The 19,311-nt window shown below is 62.0% G+C and carries 10 protein-coding genes; 9 read left to right on the forward strand and 1 reads right to left on the reverse strand.

The features are described 5' to 3' along the window. The first annotated feature begins 48 nt into the window (after positions 1 to 48). From OR1_RS10340 to OR1_RS10360, 5 genes are all read left to right on the forward strand, one after another. A complete protein-coding gene (locus tag OR1_RS10340; RefSeq protein ID WP_052440376.1) occupies positions 49 to 2,589 on the forward strand; it encodes a hypothetical protein in 2,541 nt (846 codons plus the stop codon). Beyond that, the gene (locus OR1_RS10345; protein WP_041971755.1) at positions 2,582 to 3,178 is read left to right on the forward strand and encodes a DUF1318 domain-containing protein; all 597 of its coding nucleotides are present in this window, start codon (positions 2,582 to 2,584) and stop codon (positions 3,176 to 3,178) included. The genes OR1_RS10340 and OR1_RS10345 overlap by 8 nt, the downstream gene beginning before the upstream one ends. Further along, the gene (locus OR1_RS10350) at positions 3,175 to 11,427 is read left to right on the forward strand and encodes a CHAT domain-containing protein (protein ID WP_041971756.1); all 8,253 of its coding nucleotides are present in this window, start codon (positions 3,175 to 3,177) and stop codon (positions 11,425 to 11,427) included. Before OR1_RS10345 ends, OR1_RS10350 begins: the two co-directional genes overlap by 4 nt. 134 nt (positions 11,428 to 11,561) lie before the next feature. Beyond that, entirely contained in the window at positions 11,562 to 12,071 is a 510-nt protein-coding gene (locus OR1_RS10355) for an SH3 domain-containing protein (protein WP_041971757.1), read from the forward strand. A 10-nt stretch (positions 12,072 to 12,081) separates the two neighbouring features. After that, the gene (locus OR1_RS10360; protein WP_041971759.1) at positions 12,082 to 12,954 is read left to right on the forward strand and encodes a M48 family metalloprotease; all 873 of its coding nucleotides are present in this window, start codon (positions 12,082 to 12,084) and stop codon (positions 12,952 to 12,954) included. A gap of 323 nt (positions 12,955 to 13,277) precedes the next feature. Here the strand turns inward: OR1_RS10360 and OR1_RS10365 are convergent, their stop codons facing one another. Beyond that, a complete protein-coding gene (locus tag OR1_RS10365; protein WP_041971760.1) occupies positions 13,278 to 14,411 on the reverse strand; it encodes a DUF362 domain-containing protein in 1,134 nt (377 codons plus the stop codon). A 116-nt stretch (positions 14,412 to 14,527) separates the two neighbouring features. Here OR1_RS10365 and OR1_RS10370 point away from each other — a divergent pair, with 116 nt between their 5' ends. The 4 genes from OR1_RS10370 (at position 14,528) to OR1_RS10385 (ending at position 19,309) form a co-directional block, all read left to right on the forward strand. Further along, on the forward strand, positions 14,528 to 15,250 hold the full coding sequence (locus OR1_RS10370) for a response regulator (protein WP_041971761.1): 723 nt from the start codon (positions 14,528 to 14,530) through the stop codon (positions 15,248 to 15,250). A 4-nt stretch (positions 15,251 to 15,254) separates the two neighbouring features. Further along, positions 15,255 to 16,136, forward strand: coding sequence for a tyrosine recombinase XerC (gene xerC / locus OR1_RS10375; RefSeq protein WP_041971763.1), 882 nt, complete (start codon positions 15,255 to 15,257; stop codon positions 16,134 to 16,136). Positions 16,137 to 16,298: 162 nt separating this feature from the next. Next, on the forward strand, positions 16,299 to 17,897 hold the full coding sequence (locus OR1_RS10380; RefSeq protein ID WP_041971764.1) for an ammonia-forming cytochrome c nitrite reductase subunit c552: 1,599 nt from the start codon (positions 16,299 to 16,301) through the stop codon (positions 17,895 to 17,897). Positions 17,898 to 18,028: 131 nt separating this feature from the next. Continuing rightward, positions 18,029 to 19,309 carry a diguanylate cyclase gene (locus tag OR1_RS10385; protein WP_041971766.1) on the forward strand — a complete coding sequence of 427 codons (1,281 nt, stop codon included), beginning with the start codon at positions 18,029 to 18,031 and terminating at the stop codon, positions 19,307 to 19,309. Positions 19,310 to 19,311 lie beyond the last annotated feature (2 nt).

Here is a 19,311-nt window from a genome sequence, read left to right on the forward strand (position 1 = left end):
GAACTGCAGCTGCAACAGAAGGTCGCCTCCGATCATCGGCGGCAGCAGGTGCGCTTCACCGATGGCAGGCTTACTGCCGGCACGTTGCTGGATGCCTCATGGGAGGCGACCGTGGACCGGCCGGCAAGCCGGGACCGGAACCTTGCGGCAAGACTCGGTCCGGTCCGGATCGACCTCAGGCAGGGGCTGGCATTGGCCGCGCCTCTGCTGGCGCGACCGTTGCCGATCCGTGAACTGGCGGGAGAACTCCGGTTGCAGCAGCTGGAAGCCCGGTTGCAGGGGCGCACCCGGGGTGAAATCACGCTTAGCGGGCTGGGACTCGACCTTACCCGGCTACGGCTCCCCCTGGCACAAGGAGAGCTGACCGCCACCGGAGTGAACGTTGCGGTAGAGAAGGCCACTCTGCCGCTTGAGGCCATGCAGCCATCCAGGATCGATGCTCAGCTATCCTGGGCGTCGCAGCGCTGCAGCGTTGCCGGAAAGCAGCCGGTCGTGGCGGACGGAATGAGCGGCGGTCTGCAGGTCGCGGTGAAGGAGTTGAATCTCAAGAGCCGGTCGCCGCGCAAGATTTCCGCAAAGATTGACCTGCGCCAGTCGTTCGATCTGCAGCGTCTCAGTCTAGAGCGTACGCTGGCCGTCGATGCCCTTCATGAACAGCTCACCGCCCAGGTTTATTTACGGGATAACGGCGAGATCGAGATGACCCGGCCGGAAATGAAGTTTACTCTTGCGGCCCTGCAGGGGATCGCTGGCGGGAAAAAACTCCGGCCGCTGCCGCTCACTGCGGTCCTGACCGCCACCAATATCCGGTTGCCGGCGGCTAAAGGGGCGCGACCGTCTGTGGAACATGCCTCGGGTACGGTCACGGCAGGCGGAGCCGTGCAGCTCTCGGCCACCGGCGCACTCTCCCCCGGCCAGCAAGCCGTCACCGACGGCACTCTCAGGATCGACCTGGACCGGGCCCTACCCCTGGCCGCGCCGTTTCTTCCCAAAGGGGTTGCCTGCGGCGGCATCACCACCCTGACCTGGAATCTGGCCGCCCTGGCCGGGCAGAAACCTCAGGCAAAGGAGAAGAATCCGCTTCGCATGGCCAGGTCTAGCCTGGGACTGATCGATCGCGGCGAGCTGACCATGACCCTGGCGAACCGGGCGATCACCTGGCCGCTCGCCAACGGCAAGCTCACTTTAGCTGAACTGCGCACCCCCAGGCCGGTCCGGCTGGCACTGCCGGGGAAAGACGGAAAGCTCCGGCTTGAAGGGGAGCTCGCTTTTGCAAGGCTGAGCGGTCTCCCCGGTGCGGGCGCAACGCTGCCGGCGCAGAGCGGGACACTCTCCTTTGACGGTGAGCTGAGCGACTGGCAGAGTCTCAAGCTGCGCGAGCAATTCAAGATCCAGCCGCTCGGGCTCTCCCAGCGCGCAGATGTAGCGATCGGCCGGCTCGACAGCCTGCTGGAACAGGAGAGCATAACCACAGCGGCGTTACTGCAGAGGCTCGACGCTACGATCATTACCGAGGCGGCAGCCGGTTTCCCTGCTAAGTTGACCCCGATTCCGGGAGGGATGGAACTCTCAGGCAAAGGAAACGCCGGCCTGCGGCTGAACCTCACTGCCGGACGCGGCCTGCGGGTCCACGCCACTGCAGCGACCCGCGACTTCGGCCTCAGGCTGAAAAACGGCACGACAATAGAGGGAATGACCGCTGATCTGCTTTTTGAACGGGACTACGCCCTGGCCCGGGGGAAGGAGACCGGCTGGACGCCGCTCTCCGCGTCCCTGGTACGGCCGCTGCCGGAGCAGAGCGGGTCGGCCGGAGCAACGGAGCTGACAAACAGGGTCAGGGAGGACCTGCGGGGACAGGAGCACGACAGCCGCCGGTTCACGATCCGCCGGCTGGTCGCCGGCAACGGCAAGACCCCGCTGGAGCTAACCGCCCTGGAAGGGGATCTGCTGCTGACACCCGAGGAGATGGGGCTGAGCTTCTTTCAGGCAGAGACGCTGGGAGGGACCATACGGCTGCGGGGGATGATCGACCTGAGGCCGGAGGTGCCGGCAGTCTCCGCTGCCTGCTCCTTCTCCAATCTGGAGACCTTCATGCTGCTGCCGCCCGAAGTCAGACAGGAGAGCCGCACACAAAAGCAGGAAACGGCCGTCACCGGCGAGATTTCCCTGGACGCCCCGCTGGCGACCGGACAGCGGGCGCTGCTGGAGGGGCTCAAAATGCGGCTTAACCTGCGCCGGATCGGCCGGGATACGCTGGAACGGGCGCTCTTCAGCCTTGATCCATACGAGCGGAACGAGCAGCTGGTGTCGCAACGGAAACTGCTGCGGAACGGCAACCTGAACTGGCTTCGGGCGGGCACCCTGGACGGGTCGTTCAGCCTGGAGGGCGAGGTCCGGGTAAAAGGGGTTAATATCACCCTTCCGCCGGTGGAGCGGATTCGGCTCGCCGATCTGCCGATCAGCAAACAGATGGCAAAGACAGTCTCCCAGGTGACGGCATTACGCAAGACGCTGGACCTGGTGCGGTCGGATACACTGCTGGTGGGACCGGAGGGAAAGATTTCCCTGGTCAGGAGGAACAATGAATAACGCAATGAGTTTCTGGCGATGGCTGGCTGTAATACTGGCGCTGAGCGGGTGCACCCTGGCCAAGGTGGACGTGAACGTGGTCAGCGAGCGGACCTCGCTGGAGAACCAGGTGCTCGGTACCTACAACAGCCTGAACGAGGAGTTGCTGCTGGTCGCCTCGGTGCGGGGGGTCTCCCCCACCGGCAGGATCGAGACGCCGCCGCGCCGCTCGCCTGAGCAGCAGGATGCGGTTCGGGCGCTGGAGACCATCGCCTTCCACGCCGACGACCTGGAGTCGTTCAAACGGCTCGGCTGGGTCGGCGAGAACCGGGAGGGGCTGATCGCTCCGTTCCCCCGGGAGATCCCGAAGACTCTACCCGCTGACCTGAAAGATTTCGCCACCCTTTACAACGACGCCGAATTCAGCCAGGTCATCGAAGAGGTGAACCAGTCCCGCGAGGTGCTGATGCAGCGGGTGATACAGACCAACGAGAACTTCACCAGCAAGGACCTCCCGGCAATCCGGAAGGTTTTTGCCGGCATCAACCGGCAGAACAGCACGCCGGGCACCAAGGTCCAGGCGGATGACGGCAGCTGGGGGAGCCGATGAGCCGGCCGATCCTGCACTCATTGCTGGCGGCCCTGCTCCTGCTTGGAAGCGGCGTTTCCCAGGCCACGACACTGGGAGATGACCTCCTGGCACCGGCAGCGCCGCGTCCCGCGCCAAGATCCCGTCCCGAAATCGCCCCCCGGCCGGTCATCTTTACCTCCCGTTCGGTTATCTACGCCACCAGGTCCGGCGACGGCCGCTGGATCGCCACCGTGGAAAAGGGGGACGAAGGGGACGAACTCTGGCTGCAGCCGACCGGCAACTCCCCTGAACTGCCGCGGCTGCTCCTGACCAGCCCGGTACGGCTCACCACACCGGCCCTCAACAATAACGGCACCCTGCTCGCCTTTAGCGACGCCCGTGATGACGTGAAGGGTGATATCTGGCTTTTCGATCTCGCCAAAAGCGACCGGGAGCCGCAACGACTCACCGGCCCGGAATCGGCTGACGACGCGCCGGTCTTTACTATCGACGGCGCAGCCCTTGTCTATCAGCGGCAGCTCCCCGGCGTAGACAGGCGGGAGCTGGTGCGGCTCGACTACCGTACCGGCAAAAGCAGCGTGCTGCCGGTTGGTATCGACGCCGGATTTAGCGCGCCAGCTCCTGACGGGGCCAGGTGGGTGCTGGTCTCCCGGGCGGACGACCCGGGCGGCGACCTCTGGCTCTGGAACGAACGGACCGGCGAACGGCAGCAGCTCACCGCCGGCGCCGACCGCGACCTCTACCCGGTCTGGGAAGGGGACGGCGCACTCCTCTTCACCCGATTCGCCGCTACTGGCGAAGGGGCGGCCGGCCAGATCTTCCGTCTCCACCTCGACCGGACCGGCGACGACGGACGGCCGGCCCTCTTCCCCCTCACAGCCGGGACCCTGTCCGCAGTGGCCCCGCTCCCGGCTGGAGACAGTTTTCTCTTCGTGGGGGGACAGGGGAGCGGAGGCCAGCTCCTGTCGCTACCCGCCAGCGGAGAGATCCCGCAGCAGAGAAGCGTGACTGCCCAGTGGGAACTGGCCCAGCGGATCATCAACCGCCAGCCGCCCGATCTCCCCCATGCCCGGCTCGCTGCCTGGAGGGTACTGGCTATGGAAGAGGCTCCCTCCCGGCAAGGGGCGCTGGCCGGCATTGCCCTGGGAAGGCTTCTGGAAAGCGACAATGATCCTGACGGAGCGGTCGCGGCCTATACCGCCGTGACCAGGCGTTCGAGTGCATTCCCGCAGGAAGCGGCGCTGGCGGAGATCGCCCGGCTCCGTGTCGCGACGGCCAAGCGCTGCGCAGGAGAGCGGGATGCTGGTATCCGCACCAGGCTGATCGGCGAAGCGCAACAAGCAATGGCTTCTGCAGCCGGAAACAAGAGTGGCGACGCTGCGGCCCGCGCCTTCATCGACGCAGGGCGGCTCCTGACCGACTTTGGTAGCGGAGCACGGGACCAGCTGACTGCCATCGGCCTTCTGGAGCAGGCAAAGGCCGTGACCGACGCGTCCCGGCTGCTGCTGGCAGAGGCCGCCTACCGGCGGGCGGCGCTTCTGGCCAGGCTTGAGAAGGGTGAAGGAGCGCTGACTGCCCTGGTGACGGTAGCCCGCGACTATGACGACCAGGAGGAGTGGGCCGAGTCCGCCATTACCGCCATTCTGGACCAGCTCGTCACCGTTGAGGCTGCAGGTCAGTCCGGCTACGCCGCCCTTGGAGAGCGGTATCGCACCGAACTCCCCCGGCTCGCCATGGGCGCCTGGAACCGGATCGGCGATCTCGCCTTTCGTGACAACGAATGGGCCAAGGCCAAGGACGCTTACCGCACCGTGCTGGAGAAATTCCCTCCGCTCCCCACTCCGACGGCCGCGGCCCGTTTTGCCCTGGCCGAGATCCTCTACCGTGAGGAGCGGTACGCCGAGGCGACAGCGCTCTACGAACAGGAGATGGCCGGCCAGGCCGAGGACGCGCCGCTCTATGGCCTGGCCAGGGCAGCCTACATCCGCAAGACTCTGGCCGCAGGCGAAAACCTGTATCGTACCGGCGAGGTAGCGGCAGCGCGGGCGGCCTTCCTCGACCTGATCCGCTACGACGGCCGCAGCATCGAGGCCCATCGCGGTTACATCAAGTCCGTCGCCTCCCAGGGGCAGGCAGAGGAGCTGCTCGGGCTGTACAACCGCCTCTTGCAACGCTATCCTGACGATCCGGTGCTCCTCTATGCGTCTGGGCTGACCGAAACCTACCTGCCGGGACAGGAGCATCTTGCCGCTGCGGACCAGCGGATTGCCAGGGCTGCCGATCGGATGCCCGAATCCGAATACCCGCCCCAGACCCGGGGCTACATTGCTGAGGTGATGGAGACCGTGCAGGGCGAGCGGGGCGGGCTGGAACGGGCGATGCAGTTATACCGCCGGGCCTGGCTACTCAACCGTGGCCGTGAGAACCCGGAGAACCGCGCCAACCTGGACCTCAACATCGGCAACATCGCCTATCTCCTCGGCAGCAACGCCACTGCCTGGAACCATTACCGCCGCAGGCTCGCCGCCGCCATCCCGTTCGACAACCCGGAGACGGAGCTGATCTTTCTGCAGCGCTATGCTGCCGTGGCCTTCCAGATGCGGGAAAAAGAGGAACCGATCACCGGCTACACCCGGGCGCTGCAACTGGCTGAAAGCCGGATCAAACCGGCGCTCCCGCTGGAACTCTCCGGCAGGTTGACCCGTCGGATCATGGAGCGGCTGTTTCAGGATAAGCTGCTGAGCGGAGCGGCAGAGAAAGCGCTGCAGGAGCAGCAGGATATCAACGCCGAACTGGAGCGACTCGGCAGCTCCGTACCGGAGGCGCCACCCTCCGTCGGCTGGGACCGCTTCGCCGAGGCCCTGCGCCAGCAGCTCAAGAGAGAGCGCGGCCTGCTTGACAATGCGGCGTCATGGCACCGGGAGGCGATGGCCCGCAGCGGAGTCGAATTGCAGGCGCTCCTGAAACGGGCTGAAGAGAGTCTCGCCGATGTTCCGCGCCTGGTGGAAACCGCTGCGGAGCTGCACGACCGTTTGGGTCTGGCCCTTCTTGAGGCGGAACGTTTCGGCCCGGCCCGTGGACAGTTCGACACCGCCTTTGGACTGAACAAGGGGCTCGGCCGTACCGCTAACCTGGCGGCAAACCGCCGCTCGGCGAGCATCGCCGCCTACCGTGAAGCGCAAACCGTCTCGGGAGAGGAGCGGTTGCGGCTCCTGAGCCTGGCAAGGGACGGCTTCCGAGAACAGCTCTCCCTGATCAAGCTCTACCCGCCGCAGATGAAGAAAGCCGCCTCCCGGGGAAGCGGGCTCATCACCATCGCTGCCACCGTGGCGCTGGACAAGGGCGGGAGCACCCAGGCGGCCTACGGCTTCTCAGCTGTGCAGGAGGAGCGGCTGGCAGAGACCTACCTGGCACGAATCCTGTCCGAACTGGGCGAGCCGGCTGCAGCCGGCGAACTCCTCAAGCGTCAGCTGGAGCGCTACCCGGAGGAGAACAGCCGGATCAACGTCCGCGACCTCTATGGGGTCGGGCTCCTCACCCACCGCACCGCCCACGTCGCGTATGCCCTGAATGACCGCATCGAGTCTGCTGCCGGTTTCCGCCGCTCCACCCTGCTCTCCCTGCAAGCCGGTAATCCGGTCAGCGCCATGCTGAACCTGGTGAACTGGGGCGAGCTGACGGCTGACACCAGAGCCGCTGACCAGGTGGCCGATTTCCTCAAGCTGGAAGCAGAGACGACGCAACTGGCGAACTCATACCGCAACACCCTCCCCCCTCTGGCCCTGGCCCGCTACCACAACGACGTGGGAGTCATTCTCAGCCGCCGGGCTAACAGCCAACCGGACGATATCAGCCGGCAGGCTCTTTTGTACCGAGCGATCGAACAGTGGGACCGGGCGCTGGCAGCAGCGAAGAACCGCGAAGAGGGAAGCGAGCGCGACCGACTCCTGCTCCGCTCAGCCGCCCACCTGAACAAGGGGACGGTACTGACAGGGCTCAGGCTTGCCGATGTCGCAGAGACGGCACGGAAGACGGCCCTTGACGACGCCCGGTCGGGCCGGGTCGACGGCTACGTTTGGAGGGCTCTGGCAGGGCTGGGGCGTTACGAAGAGGCGCTGCAGGAGCTGGAACGGTTGTCCCCGGCCGCCTACGGTGTAACACTCGGGGAGATCCGGGAGCGGTTCGCCCCACGGCTGGCAGAGCTGGCCGCATCTGACCCGGAACAGGGGTTTGCCCTGCTGGAGTGGCTGAGCGAGCTGGAACGGGTGCATATCATCGGCAAGAGCCTCCTCGCCTTGGACGATCCGGCTGTGCTGGGAGTCCTGGCAGCAGTAGCGCCGCACCTGGCTGAGCTGGACCGGCTGAATGGCCGGCTCGCCGGAGCTGCCGCCGTTGACCGGGAATACCTGGAACTGCGGCAGAGACAGGAGCAGACCCTGGTAGACGACCTCCTCGGTAAGGATCTGGAGCGGTTGCCGCCGTTCTATCGCCGTACCGGTGCGGGGCTCATACGGTTGGCTGCTGCCGCCGCGGCCTTGCAGGCGGGAGCGGAAACCAGTGCCATGCCGGAAGCCGAAGCTGCCGCTCGGCAGCGGTTCCTCGATCTGCAGCGCAGCTATCACAAAGCGTGCATCGCCGGCACGGAAGGACGCCTCTGCAGGGCCGTGACACCGCAGCCGGCCGAAGCGGTCGACATCCTGGAAATGATGCCCGGACGGACCATCCTCCGCTTCACCCCTCTGGATGAGCAACGCTGGCTCCTCTTCACTGTCGGCGGGAAGCCTGGGGTCCGGGCGGAGACCGTGGACATGGCCGGGTTGACGACGCGGCTGGCCGCAGTCCCGCCGGTACTGGCTGCCTATGAGGAGCCGCAGCAGTTCGGCAACACGCCGGTGGCGGGATGGGGGCTTAGCGCTACCCAGCTGCTCCGGACGCTGGAGGAGCGGCGCCCCTTCCGGCGACAGGTCCTTGACCCGGCCGGCTGGTGGCCGACAGGCGCGAACTTCACGAAACTAGCGCCGGAGCGGCCGGAAGAGCGGCTGGCGTTTGCCCATACGATGATCCTGCCGGGACGGGCCGGACTGCTTCCCCGGGTGCCGTCAGAGCCGGGACAAGGCGAGACCCAGGCTCCTCTCTGGGAAGAGACGAATGGCGTTCGCCGGCCGCTGCTGGATTTTGCTGCCGCGAACGGCCTCTCCCTGGTGATCGCTCCGCAGGCCGGCGTTGAAGCTGCTTACGGCCTCGGTCATTTGCTGACGCTGGCAGGGGTTCCGTCACTGCTGCTGTCTGACCGGTCAAGCTCGGTGCCGCCGCAGTTTGTTGCCGCCTATGGGACCGGGGCAGTCGGAACTGCGCGGGCAACCCTCCCGGCCGGCTGGCTGCTGGTTGGCGACACCGGCCCCGATGCCGCCGAAGCGGCCCGGGTCGGCAAAAGGCAGTTCATGACGTTCGGCAAGGAAGGGGTGCAGGCCCATAACAGCCATCGTTACACCGAAGCACTGGCGCTGTTCGAGAACGCCCTGGCCATTGCCGACGAAAACGTTGACCTGGCCAAGCAACGGGCCGTCCTGCACCGTTATGCCCGGGAGAGCGCCTATGCCGCCGGCGATACGGAACGGGCCATCCTGCACGCAACAGCGCTTTTGCAGCTGGTGGCAAAGGAGAAGCCTTATTCGGCGGACCACGCCGATGCTTTCTTGCGACTCGGACTCCTGCAGGGGCGGGCCGAGCGGTTCATTGAGGCGGCTGTCTCGCTCAAAGAGGCGGTCGCCATCTTCGCCGATCTCGGCTTGGCCAAGGAGCAGGCAGGGGCGCTGGCCGATTTCGGCGTGGTGATGGAAAATGCGGTGGAATACCCGACAGCCCGCTCCCTCTTCGAAGAAGCGGCCGGCATCCGCCGGACCCTGAAGGACGAGCTTCCGCTGGCCGAGCAATACCGCAACCTGGGACGGCTCCATGATCTGCGTCTGAACCAGTGCGCCCTGGCAGAGCAGTACTACGCCAAGGCCGGCGAGATTTACAGCAGGGCCGGCAACAAAGGGCTGGAAGCTGAGACCCTCCTGGAGCGGGGGCGCTGTCAGCGGCTGCTGGGGAACTTCCCGGCAGCGGACGGCCTCTATGACCGGGCGCTCAAAATGGTTGGGGACAGGGAACTGCGCACCCGAATGCGGATAGTGCTGGAGCAGGCCAACAACGCCTGGTTCCAGGGGCGCTATCAGGAGGCGTTCGACCTGCGGGAGCAGGTAGAGAAAGCGTCGAAGCGTGAGAACTGGCCGCTGGAGCAGGTGATGGCCAGGAACACCGGCGGCCTTATCTGGTGGACCCTGGGGGACAACCACAGGGCGCTGCTGGAGCTGCGGGAGGCGCTTTCCCGGGCGGAGAAACTGGAGGTACGGCGGGACGAGGTGGCCACCACCCTGAACAACATCGGCCTGGTTCAGCGGGAATCCGGCGATTACCAGGCGGCGCTCGCCACTCTGGATAAAGCGCTGGCCATCGACCGCACGCTCGGCTCGCGCTGGGCCATGGCCTACGACCTGCGCAACCTGGCCCAGACCCGCCTCCGGATGGGTGACCCGAAAACGGCCGTGCAGCTGCTGACCGAGGCCGGTGCCCTGGCCGGCGCAATCGGCGACCAGGTCAACCTGGCCAAGATCTTCCTCGCCCGGGGAGACGCTGAGGCGGCGCTGAAGGACACCGCGTCAGCCACGGCCAGCTATCGCCGGGCGTTGGAGGCTGCGGATACCATGCTGCTCCGTGAGGTACGGTGGCGCGCGCTCTTCGGCCTTGCCCGGCTGCAACAGGCGGCCGGCGAGATGGAAACCGCGGTAGCCACCTTTCGCCAGGCCATCAACACGGTGGAGGACCTAAGGGCCGAGATCCGCCTCGACCAGCTCAAAGACGGGTTCCTGGCGAACAAGCAGGAGCTCTACGCTGCCCTGGTCGGGTTGCTGGTCGACCTGCAGCGGGGTGACGAGGCGTTCGCCGTGGCCGAGCGCTCCCGGGCCCGCAACCTCATCGACATCCTCGGCCGCCAGCGGCTCTCCCTGAACGGGGCTGCGGACCGGGAGCTGTACGAACGCCAGAACCGGCTGCGGGAAAAGATCCTGGAGCAGGAGACACTGGCAGCCCAGGCCAACCCGAAGGACAAGGTAATTTATGGCTCGGCGCTGGAGAGGCTGCAGGCCGACTACCAGGACCTGTTGCTGGAAATCGAGCGGCAGCGGCCGGAACTCCTGTCCCTGGTGAAGGTGCAGCCGGTGCAGCTTGCCGAGGTCCGGCAACAGCTGGAACCGGGAGTGATCCTGCTCTCCTACTACCAGCTGACGGACCGGCTCCTCTGCTGGCGGATCGGTCATGACGAGGCCAGTCTGTTCATCTTCCCTGTTACTGCACAGGAACTGGCCGAATCCATTAGCAGCTACCGCCGGATGCTGCAGAACCTGGAGCCGCTGGAGAAGCAGTCGCGGGAGCTTTACGACCGGCTCCTGGCCAAACCGCTGGCCGGCCTGGGCGAGATGAAGGCCCTCGGCATCATTCCCCACGGGCCGCTCCACTACCTCTCCTTTGCCACCCTGAGCGACGGCCGGGACTATGTGGTGGACCGGCAGCAGCTCTTCTACCTCCCGGCAACCTCGGTGCTCCGCTACACCCTTTCCCGGCGCCAGTCCGCCAAGAACCTGCGGGTACTGGCGATCGGCAACCCCGACCTGGGTGACCCCTCACTCGACCTGCCGTTTGCCGAACGGGAGGCCGGTGTCCTGCGCTGGGACTATCCGTCGGTGACCACCCTCACCCGGGAGCGGGCCACAGAGAGCTGGGTGCGGGAGCATATCGGTGAGTTCGGCATCATCCACCTCGCCTCGCACGGCGAGTTTGACCCGGTCAATCCGCTCTTTTCCGCCATCCGCTTGGCGCCGGACAAGAAGTCGGACGGACGGCTGATGGCCGAGGATATCTTCGGCCTGCAGATCAAGGCCGACCTGGTGGTGCTGAGTGCCTGCCAGACCGGGCTGGGAGAGATCCGGAAGGGGGACGACGTGGTGGGTATGAACCGAGCCTTCATCTTTGCCGGCACCCATGCGCTGATGTCGAGCCTCTGGCGAGTGAGCGACGTCTCCACCGCCATCCTGATGAAGCAGTTCTACCGCGAATACAGCCGGAACGACAAGGCGGAAAGCCTGCGCCGGGCCATGCTGCACGTAAAGAACCGCTATCCTCACCCCGGCTACTGGGGTGCGTTTACCCTGATCGGCGATTTCCGGTGACATCCGCGCAAGCCTCCGCAGATACCGGCATCAGGATAATCGGTAAAGAGAGCGCCCGGTTTGCATGAGAGGTCCGGACGCGTTATCATTGCTACATGAGATTTGTTGCAGCAACTGCTGCATGGAGGTCAAGTATGTGCACAAGAGTGGTGACGTTGCTCCTCCTGCTGCTGGTCCTGGCCGGTACGGTCGCGCTGGCTGAGGAAAAGCGCTGGGTCTCCAGCGACGGGACAACCCTGAAGAAGGAGGCGTCGATATCTGCGGAGGATCTGGGCCCACTGCCGGTGGGGACGGAACTGTCGGTGATCGAGCCGGCAGGCCGCTGGATCAAGGTCAGGACCGCCGATGAGAAGGAGGGGTGGGTTTATGCCGGCCGGTTGTCAGATGCGCCTCCGGCAGCCGAGGTCACCGGGGAAGGCGGCCTTTTCGGCGAGACCATGCAGCAGAGCCAGATCAATACCGCCAAGGCCGATAGCGCCAGGAGTATCCGCGGGCTGTCTCCGGAGGTTGACCAGTATGCCAAACAGCGGGGTACCCCCGAGATATTCAGGAAGGACCTGGATAAGATACTGGGCCGCAAGGTAACCGCCAAGGAGCTCAAGGCGTTCCTGCGTGAAGGGAAAATCGGCGAATTTGCGCCGTAGGGGGATGTTTATGAGACAGATTGTTTCCGCGGCATTGATTATGTCGTTTCTCTGGTCCGGAACCGCAATGGCCGGGCTTTTCGACGAGCTGCAGAAGTTCGTCGACCCCAATACCAAAGAGGGGAAAATCCTGTCAGGAGCAACACAGGTGCTTTCCAGCGCCAAGGAGATCGATTATCCGACCGAGCGGACCATCGGTGAATCTCTCGCCCTGGAAGGCCTGCAGCGCTTCGGCAGGCCGATGGCCAATGAAAACCTGCAGCAGTACGTAAACCTGGTGGGGGACGCCGTTGCCGCCAACAGCAAGCGCGCCACCATTCCCTACGAGTTTGCCGTACTCGACAGCCCGGTGCAGAACGCCTTTGCCGCCCCGGCCGGAATCATCTTCGTCAGCAAGGCGCTGATCGGCATCATGGACAGCGAGGCTGAACTGGCCGGAGTTCTGGCCCACGAGGTGGGACATGTGGCTGGCAAGCACGCCATCGGCACCATCCGGCGCAGCCAGTTCCTGCAAGGGGTCGGCAGCATCACCGCTGCCACCATGAAAGGGAACAAGGGGAAGCAATTCGAATCGATGATCGGCGATCTCCAAACAGTGCTGTTCGACAAGGGGCTGGACAAGGAGTTGGAGTTCGAAGCGGACGCCGCGGCCATGGAAACAGCCTACCGTACCGGTTACGACCCGCGGGGGCTGATCACCGTATTGAAGAAACTGCAGAAGATCGAAGCGCTGAGCGCCAACAAGAAAGGGTCTTGGTTCTCGACGCACCCGCCGCTGGGGGAGCGGATCGAACGGCTGGAGGCACAGTTGAGAAACTATCCTGATGCCCCGTCGCTGGCCCGATTAGCGGAGCGGTTTGCGAAACGGGTCAAACAGCATTAAAGAGACTTTTGCTCGGAGATTGACTGAGTTGCGGGCAAATGGAGGTTGTAGCAGAGACTGGTAACGTCCGGGACAAAAATAAAGCCCCCTGTACTGATAACAGGGGGCCTCTTTTGGGATCGCCCGCCGCGCTTAACCGGCGGGCTAACTAGGGCAACCCTCTTTACAGCGGGTTACCGGGCGAAGCATATAGATTGTTGTCCACATTTTTCAGTAGGTCTCCTTTCGCTGTGAATTTACTACCCTCAGAACGGTTCCTGAGGTTAATTATATGATAATCCTGATTTACGGAATGTCAATGAACCGGCAAAATTAATTCCGGCTTAAAAGCACCTCTGCACCAGTTTCAGCAGCACCCCTTCATGGACCGCAAACGCTGCATGCGGGCAGAGTTCCCGGCAGCAGAAGCACCTGATGCAAAGGCGGTAATCAACACTGAGCCGGCCGTTGTCGATGGTGATGGCGCCCGGCGGGCAGGTATCCCGGCAGATCCCGCACAGCGAGCATTTCTCCGTGATCGGCACCGGCCGGGATGTCAGGTGGTTCCTGAGCCGGTTTTTCAGGAAGACGGGGAGGCCGAACTGGACATCGGTTATATGAGGCAGCCGAAACCCCTTGACCCTGAGATCGTCAAGCGCTACCCCGGCAATCCGTATGAATGCGGCATCAACGCCGGGGAGCCCCATTTTTTCCGCAGCCCGTTCAACGTAGCGCAGTTTTTCGGGTATCCCGACAATGTCGGCAGCTACCTTGTCCACCGCGAGGGGATTTGCTCCTGCCAGCAGGCATCCCACGAAGCGCGGGTCGCCGCTTGCGGGACCATCTCCCTCCATGGCGGTTACGGCATCGACAATGGTCAGATCCGGAGGGCGGACCAGGTAGATCTCCACGAGCAGCCGCGCGAACAGTTCCCGATCGGCGCCGGCCTTGAGATGCCAGGCCGCCTTGGCCGTACCGACCACGGCGCCGAAAAGGTTTTTGACCCCGCAGGTGATCGTCATCATCTCGTGCGTCTTGAGCTTGGGGAGATTAATCACCCGGTCGGCGTCGAGATAAGGAACGGCCAGCGGCAACCGTTTGAAAACCCCTTTTCCGTTCAGTTCCCGGCTTGCGGAGAATTCGACCAAAGCAGTGCCGGTTTCCCGCAGCACCTCCATGATGCCCGATTTTTCCGCTACCCGTTGTATCCCCCCGACGCCGGGAGAATCGCCGACAAATGGAATTCCACCGGCCTCACGGACCAGGAGAATGACCTCTTTTACCAGTGCCGGGTGGGTGGTTACGGCCTGGCCGGGATGTTTGGCCGAGAGCAGGTTCGGTTTTATGAGCACCCGGTCGCCGGGGTGGACGAAGTTCTCCATCCCCCCCAGGGGAGCCAGGACCGCATCCAGGCCGGCGCGCACCGCTGAATCGCGATACTCTTCAACTCTGGCTGTACTGACGACGTAGGTTTGCATATTGCCACTATATGGCGAAAAATGCGGAGCAGTCAAAGAATTTGCTCGTGCCTGCAGCAAAGACGATTGATATCTGTTAGACTTTCCATAAAGTTGACAAATTCCGGGGTCTGAAGATGGCAATTCCGAAAATTCTTCTGGTTGATGATGTCCAGCTTTTTCTGGAGATCGAGAAGCGCCTTCTGGAGCAGTCAAATGTCGAGATCCTCACTGCGCGGGATGGTGAAGAAGCCCTGAAAATTGTCCGGCAGGAACGCCCGTCCCTGGTCGTCATGGACATAAACATGCCCAAGATGGATGGCATTGACTGCTGCCGGGCGATCAAGAGTGACCCGGACCTTGCCGGAACGGCTGTTATTATTGTCACCAATGCCAGCAACGATGGCGATCTTGACCAAAGCTGGAAAGCCGGATGCGACGACTTCATTGTCAAGCCCGTCGACGGAAGGCTTTTCCTGGAAAAGGCGCGCCGATTTCTTAATGCCATCGACCGGCGCAGAAAACGGATCTTCTTTCAGACGGAAATCGCGGTGCAGATCGAAGGGCGCATTATCACTGGCACCTCTTTTGACCTGAGCTACATGGGGATGTATGTCGCGTCATCATGGCTTCCCAGCGTTGGCGATTCGATTGTGCTGTCATTCAGGCTGCTTGACACCTCCCCGGCAATGACCGTTGCCCGCGGAAAGGTAATCTGGGTCAACCATGGCCGGAACAGGAAACCGGATTATCCCGACGGTTTCGGCGTGGAGTTCAAGGAGATCATCGGCGAAGGACTGGCCATGATTCGCATCAACGAACTGATGCAGTTCGTGGATCTGCGCAAGGGAAAGGAGTGACCTTTTGCAGAACGCGATCGCCCAGTTCTGTCATTATCTGGACACCGAGAAAAACGTCTCCCCCCATACCCTGGCAGCCTACCGATCGGACCTGGAACAGTTCTCGGCATTTGTGCGGGGAGAGCTCGGAGAGACTGCCGCACCAGGAGAGATCGGCCACCTCCTGATCAGGCGTTTTCTTGCCAAGCTGATGAAAGGGCATAGCCGCAGCAGCATCGGCCGCAAACTTGCCGCCATAAGATCCTGGTACCGTTATCTGATCAGGCAGGGAGCAGTGCGCCAAAACCCTGCGGAACTGGTCAGCACTCCCAAGAAGGAGAAGAAGGTTCCTTATCACCTGGCCATCGACGAGGTCACGGCTCTGGTCGAGGCCCCCGGCGGAACCTCGACCCCGGCGCTGCGCGACAAGGCAATCCTGGAACTCCTCTACTCTTCGGGTTTGAGGGTTTCCGAGCTGACCGGGCTAAACATATCCGGCATCGACCTCAGCTCAGGCCTGGTAAAGGTACTCGGCAAAGGGGGCAAACAACGGATCGTCCCGGTCGGCAGCCATGCCGTCAAGTCGGTCTCATCGTACCTGCAGGCTCTCCCCCCCACCGGACCGGACCGGGCGCTGTTCCTTAACAACCGCGGCGGCAGACTGACCCGTCGAAGTGTTGCCAGGATCATCGATCGCTATATCCTCCATCTCGCCACCATGAAAAAGGTTTCTCCTCACACGCTCCGTCATACCTTTGCGACCCATCTGCTGGAGTCAGGGGTGGACCTCCGCGCCATTCAGGAACTCCTCGGCCACTCATCCCTTTCCACCACCCAGAAGTATACCCATGTCAACATCGACCGCCTGATGGAGGTCTACGACAAGGCTCACCCCAAGGCGCGATAGATTTCGGCTTTTTTTGACCTGCGTCAAGGCTTGCCGCCAGAGACTCGGATAGAGTCGCCCACACGATTGTTGGCTTGCGCAAAAATTTGAATGTGTTAATTTATAATTACTCCTGATATGGCCGTTTTCAAAATTGACCAGCAATGAAAAGGAGAAACGCTTATGCTGAAGAAAACCGTTACAGCTCTGGTGATTGTATGCGGTACGGCACTCTGCCTGGGGATTCCGGCGCAGCTCACCGCTGCAAAGGCAAAACCGGCCGGAAAGACTCAGGGAAAAGAGGCATGTTACCAATGCCACGACGAGATCAAGACCATGAAGGAAAACTCCAGGCATGCAAAGCTTGCGTGCGAGACCTGCCATGACAACCTGGGGAAACACCTGGAGAGCATGGGGGATGTCAAGCCGGTAACCAGGATTGATGCCGCTCTCTGCGGCAAGTGCCACAAGGACCAGTACGACAGCTTCTTCAAAATGAACTACGAATCCGGCGCCCGCAAAGAAAAAGGGGTCCCGGCCGGCCGCTCGCCGCAGCAGGACAAGCTGCTTGCAGGCCATGGCTTCACCTTCGAGCATAATGAGCCGCGCGGCCATGCCTTCATGGTAACCGACCAGTTCATTGTAGATCGCTTCCAGGGAGGCCGGTATCAGTACAAGGATCGCTGGTACGGTTACGACAAACCGGGCAAGACCTGGGACGTCCTGGTGGACAACGGGGAGAAGACCAAACTGCCTGAAACCGCAATGGCCGGAAACCCGACCTGCATCCAGTGCAAGACCTCCGACCATATTCTGAAGTGGAAATTCCTGGGTGACAAGGATCCGCGGGCCAAGTGGGACCGTACTTCCAATGTCAATGACGTGGCCAGGGACACCAATAACCCGGTCGGCTGCATCCACTGCCACGATCCCCACGGCGCACAGCCCCGCGTGGTGCGCGACGCCCTGATCCAGGCGATCGGGCGCGATCCCGGGAGCAATATCTTCGCAAAGTCCGGCAGAACAGACATGAAAGAGATCGATTTCCGCGGCTTCCGCAAGATCGGGGTGATGGCCAAGACCGACTCCCGCATGATGTGCGCCCAATGCCATGTGGAATACAACTGCAATACCGGATCGCAATGGTCGGACAACAAAAAGGTCGGCTATGACGACCAGCGTACCAACCATATGCCGCTCAAGAATGCCAAGGATCTGTTGGCACACTACAAGAAGCTCGACTTCTACGATTTCCGGCATAGCGTGACCGGGGCGCGGCTGATCAAACTGCAGCACCCCGAAGCCGAGACCTACGCCGGCAGCGTTCACGACCGGGCCGGCGTGCAATGCCACCAGTGCCATATGCCGAAACTGAAAGGTAAAGAAGGGAAGCAGTTCTCGACGCACGGGGTGATACGGCCCAAGAATCACATCAAGGAGGCCTGCCTCGGCTGTCATCCGAAGTACACGGTTGAGGCAAAGCTATATCAGATCGAGACCATCCAGAACTATACCAAGGGTAAGATGCGCAAGGCCGAATACTGGATCGGCAAGCTCATCGACTCCTACGCCGTTGCCAAGAGGTCCGGCGTCAGCGAAGAGACCCTTGCCAAGGCCCGCGAAAAGCATGAAGAGGCCCATGTACTCTGGGAATTCTGGACCGCCGAGAACTCCGACGGTTTCCATAATCCGGATCTCGCCCGCGACACCCTCACCGGTGCCATCAAGGCGGCCAAGGACGGGGTGAAACTGCTGGAAGACACCATGGAATCAAAGAAATAGCTGATTCTGCCAGGCCCGCGAATGCCCGTTCTCTCCGGAGAACGGGCATTTTTTTCGTCTCGGGTTTAAGGTTGCATATCAATATTCCGATATTATATAAAACATGACTAATCTATTTCTAAGGGTGACAGGTGCTTGACAGACCGATAAACATACTGTTGGTGGAAGACTCTCCGGAAGATGCCGAGCTGCTTCTCTGGCATTTGAAGAAAAATGACATTGAAGCCTCCTGGGAGCGGGTGGATACGCCGGAAGAGATGATCGCTGCCCTCGAAAGGGAAAGTTGGGATGTGATCGTCTCCGACTATATCATGCCCGGATTCAGCGGCCTGGAAGCGCTTGAACTGCTCAAATCAAGAAGTGAGGACATACCGTTCATAATAGTCTCGGGCAAGGTCGGAGAAGAGACCGCGGTAGAAGCGATGAAGGCCGGAGCCCACGATTACATCCTGAAAGGGAATCTCGTGCGGCTGGCGCCCGCCATACAGCGGGAACTGGCCGAGTCCGAAATGCGCCGGCAGCGCAATTACGCCGAGAAAGAGCTGAGAACCCTGAAACATGCGATTGAAACGATACCGGTAGGGGTTACCATTACCGATATTGAAGGGAAAATAATATTCACCAACCAAGCTGAAGCCGAGATGCATGGGTATACGGTAAATGAGCTGCTGGGATGCGACGCCAGGATTTTCTCCGTGCCTGAACACCGCAAAGTGTGGAAAAAAGAGGACATCAAGAAATTTGTCTGCATGAGGAGGGAAACCTTAAACGTCCGCAAGAACGGCGACACTTTCCCTGTATATCTGATATCAAGCGTCGTGCTGGATCAGTCAGGCGAGCCGGTTGCGATAATCACGGCATGTGAGGACATCACTGAACGGAAAAAGTCGGAAGAACGGCTCCGCTACATGAGCACGCACGATACGTTGACCGGCTTTTACAACAGGGCTTTTTTTGAAGAGGAGCTGAAACGTCTTGCCGAACAACGGTTTGCTCCGGTAAGCGTGATCATGCTGGACGTAGATGGGCTCAAACAGGTTAACGACACCCTGGGCCATGCCGCAGGAGACAAGGTGCTCAAACAGACTGCCAGTGTGCTGTTCTCGGTATTCAGATCAGAAGATATCGTTGCCAGAATCGGCGGGGATGAATTCGTGGTTATTCTTCCGGGCGCCGAGCACCATGTTGCGGAAAAGGCCATGAACCGTATCCGGGATGTAATCAATCAGTCAACATGTTCGTTCGGAGGACTCGAACTCAGCCTGTCAATCGGCGCGGCCACCACCGACAACCCGGAAGGGCTGGAAGATGCCATCAAGCTGGCCGATGAGCGTATGTACCAGGACAAGCTCACCAAATCGTCCCGAACGTTAAGATCATCCCTGAACGACCGGCGGTTGTCGGAGCGGTGAAC

Origin of the sequence: Geobacter sp. OR-1, from assembly GCF_000813145.1 — a bacterium.
Classification (GTDB): domain Bacteria; phylum Desulfobacterota; class Desulfuromonadia; order Geobacterales; family DSM-12255; genus Geoanaerobacter.